General features: G+C 35.6%; 8 protein-coding genes. All 8 read right to left on the bottom strand.

Annotated elements, in window-relative coordinates; translation table 11 throughout:
• On the bottom strand, positions 1-1,088 hold a 1,088-nt coding region (locus tag JHC35_RS01545), incomplete at its 3' end, for a hypothetical protein (RefSeq protein ID WP_295041622.1).
• On the bottom strand, positions 1,089-2,045 hold the full coding sequence (locus tag JHC35_RS01540) for a hypothetical protein (RefSeq protein WP_295041621.1): 957 nt from the start codon (positions 2,043-2,045) through the stop codon (positions 1,089-1,091).
• On the bottom strand, positions 2,026-4,761 hold the full coding sequence (locus JHC35_RS01535) for an endo alpha-1,4 polygalactosaminidase (protein ID WP_295041620.1): 2,736 nt from the start codon (positions 4,759-4,761) through the stop codon (positions 2,026-2,028). The genes JHC35_RS01540 and JHC35_RS01535 overlap by 20 nt, the downstream gene beginning before the upstream one ends.
• On the bottom strand, positions 4,739-6,115 hold the full coding sequence (pelG, locus tag JHC35_RS01530; RefSeq protein WP_295041619.1) for an exopolysaccharide Pel transporter PelG: 1,377 nt from the start codon (positions 6,113-6,115) through the stop codon (positions 4,739-4,741). The genes JHC35_RS01535 and pelG overlap by 23 nt, the downstream gene beginning before the upstream one ends.
• Positions 6,103-7,623, bottom strand: a complete 1,521-nt coding sequence (pelF, locus tag JHC35_RS01525) for a GT4 family glycosyltransferase PelF (RefSeq protein ID WP_295041618.1) — start codon at positions 7,621-7,623, stop codon at positions 6,103-6,105. Before pelF ends, pelG begins: the two co-directional genes overlap by 13 nt.
• A complete protein-coding gene (locus JHC35_RS01520; protein ID WP_295041617.1) occupies positions 7,620-8,477 on the bottom strand; it encodes a hypothetical protein in 858 nt (285 codons plus the stop codon). The genes pelF and JHC35_RS01520 overlap by 4 nt, the downstream gene beginning before the upstream one ends.
• Before the next feature lie 146 nt (positions 8,478-8,623).
• A complete protein-coding gene (locus JHC35_RS01515) occupies positions 8,624-9,898 on the bottom strand; it encodes a hypothetical protein (protein ID WP_295041616.1) in 1,275 nt (424 codons plus the stop codon).
• A 7-nt stretch (positions 9,899-9,905) separates the two neighbouring features.
• Positions 9,906-10,397 (bottom strand): hypothetical protein, encoded by a 492-nt coding sequence (locus JHC35_RS01510; RefSeq protein WP_295041615.1) that lies wholly within the window; start codon positions 10,395-10,397, stop codon positions 9,906-9,908.
• Between the last annotated feature and the right edge of the window lie 304 nt (positions 10,398-10,701).

Raw genomic sequence — 10,701 nt, 5'->3', positions numbered from 1 at the left:
AATGGGCGAAGCAGACCTAGCTTCCAACGCTTTAAAAGGAGATCGTACAACTCATCAAAATCACGGCTCAACCAGAGTATGTCAATATATAGATTCCAATACTCTTCATTACTTTGGGCAACAGTGGATGCGTTTCGTCGTAAATACATTAAAGCTTTAGGCAAATTCTTTTGTAAAAAAGCTGCTTTAGCAAATTGTAAATCATAAACTTCGCGCGTACCATATTGTGGGATAAAAACATCATATCGTTCTTGCGCCTTTTCATACTCTTGATTCGCCAATAAAAGATCGATAATAGTGGCTTGAAAATCAACACAGGGATGTTTTGCGTTTAAACTGTCAAAAAAATGGACACCATCTTCGATACGTCCAGAGAGCTTATAAAGTTCCGCTAATTTTGTAGTATTGCTTTCCTCTCCAGCACGAATAGAGTCCTCAAGCATTTTAATACCGATATCTTGATTTTGAGTTTGTGAAGCTAACATCTGTATTTTTTGACGTAATTCTTTTGATGAGCGAAGCTGATATGCTTGAACATAATAGTCCAACGCTTCCGATGGACGATTGCTCCAGAGCGCTATTTGAGCCATTTTGTTATTCCAATAGAGTTCATTAGGAAATCGTTCAACACCTCGCTTAGCAATCAAATAAGCATTTTTTAAATCACCACTGTACAACATGATATCCAAAGTGAGTTTTAAAATATCAGGCGACATATTAGTAGTTAAAAAATATTTTTTAACTCCTGATTCCTTGCTCTTTACTTCATTGATTTTTGTAGATTCCGGCGCGGTTTGATTGGTGTCAAAATGGTATGTATAGGTCGATACAACAATGGCATCAGAGGCATACATTTTATAATTTTTCAACGAAGTAGCTACTTTTTTATAATCACTTTCACATTGGCATCGCAACATATATTCCCTATTGATGTGCAACCATTTGCACTCTTGTGGATATCCATCAATACTCAAACTATTTTGTGCAACATCACGATCGGATATTGAAACAAGCTGTACTGAATAACAGCTCCCCTCATTGGAAAATAGTACTCTCACAAATAACATAATAAAAATAATAATTCGCATTTAGTCCTCTAATGGATCTTTGTTTTGAAACAGTTTCAGACTAAAGTTTCGAGCTTCTAGGAGCATTCCATTGCCCAAGTAATATGAAATAACCATTTTAACAAGTTCATCATTGCCCATAATGAATGATTCATTGTTAGTAATCAACATGAGAATTTCCCTTTTGTGTTTCAAGAAAACGTGTAGATTAAATAGCTCTTTAAACCATTTCTCTCTCTCTTTTTTGGTTTTTGCATGAGCAAATGCTGCTTCATAATCTTTAATAGCAGCTCCATAATCCTTGGCAACAAAGTTTTTTTGTGCCAATAGTACTCGCCACATAGGATCCGAACTGTTGCGTATTTCATATTCTAGTATTATGTTCGCTTCTTTAGACATTTTGAGATACAAGGCGATTTTGTAAACTTTTAATGCCTCAGATGAACTCAAAAAATTACGTCGAATCATCTGTGTTTCTGCGCTCACTTTTAGTTTTTGAAAATTCATCTTTTGTGCTTGCGTACGAATAAATTCAAAATCTGCTATCTCCTTTGAACTACCAATCATTCCATAAAGGAGCGCTTGCATCTCAAGCATTGCGGCATTTTTATTCACACTGGATTTATTGCTAAAAAAACTTGCTTTTGCGATATTATACTTCAAACGATAAATACGATTAGCATAACGTGGATCTGCCGAAAATGTTTTTAAAAGCTTACGAGCATCATCAAAACGCTGCATTTTTAGATACATATTCACCAGTATTATTTTGGGTTGATCATCTTGCGGATAAAAATGAATGATATTTATAAGATATTGACTACTCGAATCGTAATTCGACTCCTCTCGCGCCACCAAACTATCAATTTTACCTTTAGGAAAAAACAACACTAGTAAAAAGGTAAATAGAGCGAAAATTCCAAGCAGCTCTTTTTTGCTAACAACCTCTTTTTGTCGTTTAGTGACAAGTAAATTCAAATTTTACCTCAGATGGAAGGGTGGATGTAACACTCACAACTCCTTCTTTGATTTTTGAAATGCTCATTTTTGGATTGGTTTTTATTTCACATCCAGAAGGAAGATTCCATTTAGATTGAAAAGGAACATAACTCTTAAGCACGAGCGCACCATTGCTAGATTTTACAACTCGACCATTACTTTGGATAAGATAAGGGACCATCGGAGCTTTGTCGCTCATCACTAATGTATAAGAACCCTGCCCATTGAGATGGATATAACGTCCATCCACATCATCATAAAATCCCACAATCCCATCACTCTTAGAAAAATCTGGATAGCGATTATCCTTTGGAAGTCTTAATGTTTTCAGCTCTCCTGCATTTCGTATTTCCCATCCATTTTCAATAGTAGCAATAGAAGTATTATAAAAGTCATCAGCAATCCTAATATATTCTGATATATACAAAGGAAGTGTCTTTTGTGTAAGCACATAATCATAGACACTCTTTAATGATGCCATCGAGGAGCTCAACGACGCAGAATAAAAATGATAATAAAGATCGATAGGCTTATAACGTCTTGGCTTATCCGTCATCTCAAATGTTTCAATAACTCGCTTAAATCCCCATTTTGGAAAAGTCCAGTCACCCGTATAAACATTCTCATTTTGATTTGGCGCTAAAATTTGTCGGTAATCTCCTTTTTTTAGACTTATAGGAGAGATTAAAGATAGCCATGGAGCATTTTTTTGGATTGTTGTATCGCCCCCATTGATGGTAAGAATATTTGCTTCTTGAGCTTCTCTTAATACTTCCTCGGGTGGATTGCAATCACCTGTCCAAAACAACATAGATGCCTTTTTGGATGGGGAAGTTAAATTGGTATTGATATAATCGATACTACCTTGAAGCTCCCTCTCTAATGAAAAAACATACCCTTTTATTGGTAAACCGCGCCCCTCTTGCGATTCATCTTTATTGGCTACCACTTTTTTCCATTGAAAGGGATGTGAAAAAGAGTGGCTAGCAGGTTCAACATAGGGAAGTTTAAAAATCTCTTTCACCCCTTTTATCATTCGATCAGACAACTGTGGCACAACACCATCAGCCGAAACTTCTCCTACAATCACAGATATCGACTGGGGGACTTTGTAATGCGTTAGTACTTCATTATAAAGCGTTTCAACAGCATATTCATCAGCCTTAAAGCGTGTCTTTTCTATCATACCATCCCCATCAACATGTGTCATCCACAATCGATTTCCATTTTCTGTTGTCACATTGGGAGCAGGAATGGAAGGTAATTGTAACGCCAGTCTAAAAAATTCAACTGGGTCAATCGCCCATATCGAAGTACCATCAGAGGTAATCATAAAGCTTTTATCCAACGCATAACCACCCCACGGCATGAGTGCGGCAGGGACAAAGGATTGTCCCATACTATTTTGCGCTTGAATCAGTGGTTTTCCCTCTAAAGGCTCAAAAATTGGTGAACTGTTTTCCAAAAAGGGCTGCGTTTCATATTCTACTATCGAATCACGATGTGTAATCACAATCGGGTCAAGCACGCCACCACGATTTTCCATCATGGATAAACCAAGAAACTCGGCTCTTTGTGGCGTCATAGTAAAACCAAAACTATTTAAAAAAAGAACTTTAGTATTACTATGTATCGCCTCTTCTACAAAGCTAAAAAGCTCTGTCTCATTTTCTCCACCATCCCATATAATAATACCTGCTAAATCTTCCCCTAAAAGCTTTGGAAATCCCTTTCGAAGATCATGTAGCTTTGGAATGTATCCCAAGTATTCCAAAGGTGTTGAAAGGGTAAGATAAGGCTCTGAATAAATAATATCATCCTTGCTTAACGTAGAACCATCGTACAAGATCAGTACCTCTCTACTCAAAAGGGCTTTTTTTCCCATCCCGTGAGTTGAGAGTTTATAATCAGTTACATAGGGGGTAAAACCCTCGGCTACAATTTTTTCAACCGTTTCTCGTTGTAACTTTTTATTTTTAGGTGAGACATAGTCAATCGAAATTGCTTCAAGACCGCATTTTTGAGCGACTTTAAGCTGATTTCGTATCCATTGGCGATCCTCTTTTGATACCTCTTTGTAGCTAAAATCTTTGGTATCAATTTTTTGATACAGAGATTCAGCCGCAACAGCATCTACATTCGAGCACAATGTCTCTTGAACTTCAAACCCACGATTGGCAATAAGCTTAACGTCTGGAAACGTTGTGTGTATTTGAACAATCAGTTCTGAAAGTCCTTTTTTATAGAGCATCTCATCTTTGGATTCTATTGAGCCAAATGGAGCGTCCAAAGTATCTAAGAAAAATCCTCTATATCCTTTTTCGTATAGAGTTTTTATTCGTGCTAGCACATAGTTGCGATAAGCTGGTTGTGTATAATCGGCAATTTTTGAATCCCATGCTTTGTTGTTGGCTATAATCCATTTTTTATCATATGGGGGATTGGACTTTCTCCATGGCTCAATTTCCCCAATACTGACATAAGCAAATAGTTTTTTTTCAAATCTCTTTTTCACAGCAGGATTAATCACATCTGGATCAACAACCACCCAATCAAAATGCTGCATAAAGGTTTGACTAGGATTAGCTTCATAATACAAAGCAATATCATGACTCTTTTTGGCATGTAAAGATACGGCCAAGAGAAGCAAAAAAAACAGTTTTATTCCCATACTATTGCAACATGAATGTTTCATAATTCAACCTTTTTAGAACTTTTCGAAGATAAAATAAACTTCCAATAAACACGATTAGCAATGACACCGCAAATCCATAACCAAAAAAATAGGGTCCAAGTTTGATCGAACCAAATGTCAAAAGTACATTGCCAACAAAAAATAAAATCGAAAGAATCATCGCTTCCTTGCGTCTATCAATGTAAAATAAAAATGCCAAAATAGACATAAACCCAAGCTGTATTTGCGTTCCTATAAGATCAATATAAAAGAGGGGTAAAAATAATTTTGGCATTTTAAGTGCCTCAAATAGAGGCTCAGATATGATTAAAATTCCAATATTAAAAATTCCCTGAATTGTTAATATTTCACGAATGGAGGTTCGCACAACATCAATCATCCCATTTCGATAGCGATCAATTTGATCCAATACCCCTCCTTGACGAACTGCAGAGTAGTAGAGGTCATATTGTTCAGCAAACTCAACCTCCAAACGGTAGAAAAAAACTGCCATTCCTGGAATAATAGATAAATATGCCAGAAATATAGGCATATCATACACCATAGAGCTATTGAGATGTCCAATAACATTTGTTCCTGTCAAAGGATGATACCAAAATATAATTTTATCCGCCCAAACTCCTAAATTATAGGCCAATCCAGCAATAGCTAGTGTCCAATAAAAATTTTCTTTTTTAAAGATATCAAACTGCATAAAATAGGGAGATGGGTAGTGTTTCACAATCGCAATCATGAGCAGTAATAACAAAAGAACATTTCCAGCTAAAAAGGAGAATAGCAACCCCTCGATTCCATAAGGCTGAAGCAATAATGAGAGAAGCAATATCAAAAGATATGCAATAAAATAGGCCAATATGACATATTTATAAAATCTCAAACTCACCGCCAAAATATTGGAAATCCATACACAACTTAAAACCAAAAATGTAGAAATAGCCAAAGTAATAAAAAATTCACTTTGATCATAAAGTAGCCATTGACTCAAAGGAAATGCAATAAAAAATCCAAAAAATAAAATTACAAACAAAAGCCCAAAAAAGTTTGGCAATATCCTGTCTTCTCTCCCCTCAAACACCCTATCTGCAACATATCGTGTAAATGGAAGCTGTAAAAAGCCTGTAAAAATAAGGCTGGATGCCATCATAAGGGCATAAGTAACGATAATTTGAAATTTAATCGTATTTTCACCTGAATTAAAAAAATAAATATTTATGAAACCAATCAAAAAAATAACAATCATCGAGATCACCCAAGGACCACTACTGAGTGCCGCTGAATATCCATACGCCTTAAGTAGTGAAGTAAGCGTTCCTCGATCTGCAATTTTTTTTAACTGAAATCCTATTCCTGCCACGGTTGCATCGCTTTTTGATAAATTTCATCGTAGGTTTGGAAAAATAATTCTTGTGTATAATATTGATTAACCCGAGCGAGAGCCGTTTGTTGACAAGCATGCCAATGATTACTGTCTTGCAATAGTCTTGTATAAGCTTTTGCTAGTGCACCAGGATCGGCAATAGACACCACTTCCCCTGCTGCCCCAAGAGCCAAATCTTCCTCTCCTAATCCACCATAAATAAGTTCCCTGCAAGAGCCAACATCAGTTGTAACGGCAGGTAATCCAGCCGCAAACCCTTCTAAAACCACCAATGGCATCCCTTCGCTAATAGAAGTTAATGTTAATAACCCACTCTTTGGAAGTACATCTAAAATATTTTGAAATCCTAAAAATTTGATATTATCGCTCAAACTAAATGTTTCCACCATATCCATGCACTCTTGAGCATACTGTTCTTCTTCATCGGTTGGGCCTACAATCCAACCTTGGATATCTGGAATATCACGTTGCACAATACGAATGGCACGAATAAATGTTTTTATGTCTTTAATAGAGACTACTCGCCCTATTAAAGTGATAATATTTGGGACAATAGGAGGACGTTTCTCAATTACACCTCCTAGTTTTTTTACGTCAACTCCATTGGGAACAATACGACATTTTGAAACATTGGCTCCATATGCAATCTGAACCATTTTAGCACCATTAAACAGCGATAAGATAACATCAGCTCTTTTGTAACTAAATCGACCTATTCCCTCAAAAAAACGTACCCACATCTCTTTGATAGTATCATTTTCATCTAGTTTTTTAAAAATATCAAACTTATGGTAACTTAAAAAATCATTGGTGAGCAGGTCAATCTTTCGCTCTTTAGTATAGATCCCATGCTCAGTAAGAATGTAATATATTTTATCATTAAAGGCTAACAACGCTGCGGCGAAACCTGCATATCCAGTCGAGGGAGAGTGAACACTACGGCAACGCCCCTCTAACAATTTTGCTATTCTAGCGATAACCCAAATAGGGCTATGGATATTTCTCACTGTCCAAAAATAATCAATAAAAGGGATATCAGAAGCGCGTTCATTGTATTTTTTTTCAATATACTCCCATGAACGATGGGCATACAAAAAGAAAGATTCACTTACCTTATCTGTATAAAAATTAAGCTTTTGTAACTCTGGAGGTAAAGTGTCCTCATGATTTTTAAACCACTCGTGAACATATTCGACGTTATCAATACTTTTTTTATCACCCTCTATGGCTTTAATCTTGGGTCTTGATGGATCATCAAATAAATACGATACAACCAAAAGATCCAAATTTTCAGGAAATACATACACAACTTCTCCATAATCATCAGGACGACTTCCCATAAAAACAACGCCAAATCGATAATGTTTCAACCCATTAATAAGCTGATGAATCCACGAAGAAACTCCACCCCTAACATAAGGATAGGTTCCCTCAGCAATAAATAAAATATCCACCTTATTTTTTTTATCAATTAAGAATTTCATTTATTTTTATTCCATACTTGCTGTATCCCATACATTTTTAAATCCAAATCAGCGCTAGGATATTGTGCGATTAAGGGGGGAATTTTCGAGTATTCTTGGTTTATAAAAGCGATTTCTGCCAAATAGGAACAAATTGTTTTAGTATACACACCACTTTGGTCCAAAGCCTTGCGCATCAAGAGTTCTGCGCTTTTAATATCGCCACTCAAAAGATAAATTTTTCCTTGCAATATCATTAATGCATCATCTTTAGGCGCCAAAGCTAATCCTTCGCGAATAATGGATTGAATTTTATCCATAAAGTAATGCTTAAGATTTTCATCACTCAATCCATAATAAAGCATATCCCAATACAAAAAAGCTAATTTTTTATACCCTTGAATTTTTTGAGAAACATTCTTTGCATCATTAACTTCGCCCAATGCAATATGAATTTTTTTATTTAGTTCTTTTTCAAATCGATCTATTAAACTAAAACTATAAAGTCTAACTTCGTCGCTTTCATCAGAAAGTGCTCGCTTAATAAGACCAATAGATTCGGGAGTATTGACTTCATTTAATGCAGATAGTACTTTAATTTTTGTGTGTATTTGTGTATCAGGTTGATTTAAAGAATGTTCCAAAGAAGCTTCTCCAAAGACCCTCTTAATTTGAGGAAAATCATCACTAATTTCATTAAAACTGATTTTATCCAATGTTTGACTTTTTTCAATGACTTTTGCCTTAAGCAATCCAACAGTTACGATTAACAAACTCAAAATAAGCCCAAAGCTTAAAGCTACTCCTGTTAAAACAAAGAAAAAAAGAAAAGCTTTGAGCCGTTCACGGGGATAGCGTGATTCCAATAATTTCATCTCGCACCATGCCAAAAAGGCAGATGCTATTGAGTGCAAAAAGAAATATCTATAGATATCCCATTGTGCAAAATGGGTAATTTTTCCAACCCCCAAGGCGTACAGTTCTATTAAAAAACTAAGAATACAAAGGAGTATGTATATCATCATTTCCTCTGGCTTGATGTTGAAATCCAATCAAAAAGCCGATTTGCGGCATCAATACTAACTACCATACGCTGGAGATTGGTGTCATCACCGAAATAAACCTTATCCATAATGCGCTTCTCAAAACTCAAAGCACCACTAATATTTTCAAATGGCAAAAGAAAAACATAGTAGCAATCGTCGCTACTAATTTCAATACGTTCAAAGAGATCTAAAACACGCAGGCTATTTAAAAGAAAATGATCCAACATACCAATAGACGATGGCGTACTGGCATGAATGGCACATAATGAACTTTCAGCGCCATACATCTTGCTAAGTTTAGTAAGCCTCATGAGTTCAAATAAAAAATTATTACTACAAACTTTATATATTTGCGGTATGTCAAAATTAATATCTTTATTTTCTTCTTGCTCAAAATAGTTGATAATTACTTCAATTTTTAAAATATTATCTATATTAAACATCATAAATGGCATTTTTTTAAGTATTAAAATACCTCGAAGTTCATTTAAGTAATCAAAAGAGGGTAGCACTGCTAAATAACTATTCTTATCATATGTTTCAATATCAGAAACATAAATAGATTTAAGGCTGGTAAGCATTTTATCTATCATAGGGTGATCTTTATCATAAACAATATTGCTATCACCTATTTCTGCAAGCTTTATTGCATCATCGTTCTCAAAATGATAGTACGCAGCAGCTTCAATACCATAATAGTGCGACAAGCGCTCAAGCAATAAGGTTGTCCGCTTATCTTTTGGTTCATTTATCAAAGAAACAATAGCTCCTCGTAAACTCATTGGCCTTATAATATAACTCTTTTCCAATTGATCGTGCGATATTTTTGTCAAGAAAAATGCATTTCCCAACATTCTAAGACGATTTTTAGTGTACATATTATTTTCATTTGAAATATTTATTTTCCGATTCCAATGATAATGGAACTCACCATATATAAGAACAAAAATAAGGTATTCCATCATTTGCATATAAGGAATATTGGTATAAAAATTAAGCGATGCTCCATACGAAACACCTAGCATAATAATTCCCACGACCGTCCCATAAAAAAGGGTAAAAATGGTCATAAAAATCAAAAAAACTTCATACTTTGCCGTGAAAAAAAAAGGATCTGTGGGTCTAAACAAGTAACCAAATAGCATAAAAGTTGCTGTCCATCCAATAATTTCAATCCAGATAATATAATTTGTCAAAACTTCAAGACGCTTATTTAAGAGCCTTCTAAAAAATACACGTATCCGATTCATACTGGTTTTAGTGAATCATCGAAGCAATGACATCTTGAGCCGCAACACCAACGGAACTGTAACCAAATCCACTTTTACTCGCAGAAGCACTATAGACAACCTCTCCTGTACTAACATCATATACTCGCAGTACCAGACTTACGGCAGGTTCACCATCAATTCCCGTTTTGTATCTCCACTCGATAACTTCTCCGCTCACAAGATAATCCGCTGATATTTTACGAGCGCGTTCAAGTCTATCGTTCAAGGGGGCATTGGGCTTTAAATACTCCTCATTAGGTGACGTATAAATCGTCTTACTCGTATATCCACGATTCAATAAAGCAACATCCACCATGGCTGCTGCTCTATAACCTGCCATTGGAACTTCAGTATAATTCACAAATGAATCAACTGCCATAATTTTCTTCTGGTCTAACTTGATGGCTGATGTTGTTAACGAAACAGTTGAACATCCCGCCAACATAAGCATGAAAACTGTTAATAATAAAAATCGCATTGCAACTCCTTGATACCTTAATTATATCATGAAATTCGCCATGTTCGGAGATATCCACTTCGATTTTTACTTCAATCCAAGCAGTGTTGTAAGCCAAAGAGGATTCGACGCCAAGTTTAAAACCTTGCTGGAGAGTTCGCCAGCAGACGTCCTATTGATCCCAGGCGACATTGGACACAATAATCAGCCCACCGCACAACTACCCGACCAAAAAACACGATAGCGTAAGGTCAGTTTATAAATAAATGTTCTACAATTAGATTAACCATTATAAAGTGAAATCATGAGACAAGTTATATTTCGT

This window comes from Sulfuricurvum sp. (genome assembly GCF_022759005.1).
Taxonomy (GTDB): domain Bacteria; phylum Campylobacterota; class Campylobacteria; order Campylobacterales; family Sulfurimonadaceae; genus Sulfuricurvum.
The sequence above is the reverse complement of the archived record's forward strand: the minus strand, read 5'-3'. Positions and strand labels throughout refer to the sequence as shown.

Coding starts and splice junctions, on each gene's coding strand:
- JHC35_RS01515 (WP_295041616.1), bottom strand. CDS start 9,898: ATGAATCGGATACGTGTATTTTTTAGAAGGCTCTTAAATAAGCGTCTT.
- JHC35_RS01510 (WP_295041615.1), bottom strand. CDS start 10,397: ATGCGATTTTTATTATTAACAGTTTTCATGCTTATGTTGGCGGGATGT.
- JHC35_RS01520 (WP_295041617.1), bottom strand. CDS start 8,477: ATGAAATTATTGGAATCACGCTATCCCCGTGAACGGCTCAAAGCTTTT.
- JHC35_RS01535 (WP_295041620.1), bottom strand. CDS start 4,761: ATGAAACATTCATGTTGCAATAGTATGGGAATAAAACTGTTTTTTTTG.
- pelF (WP_295041618.1), bottom strand. CDS start 7,623: ATGAAATTCTTAATTGATAAAAAAAATAAGGTGGATATTTTATTTATT.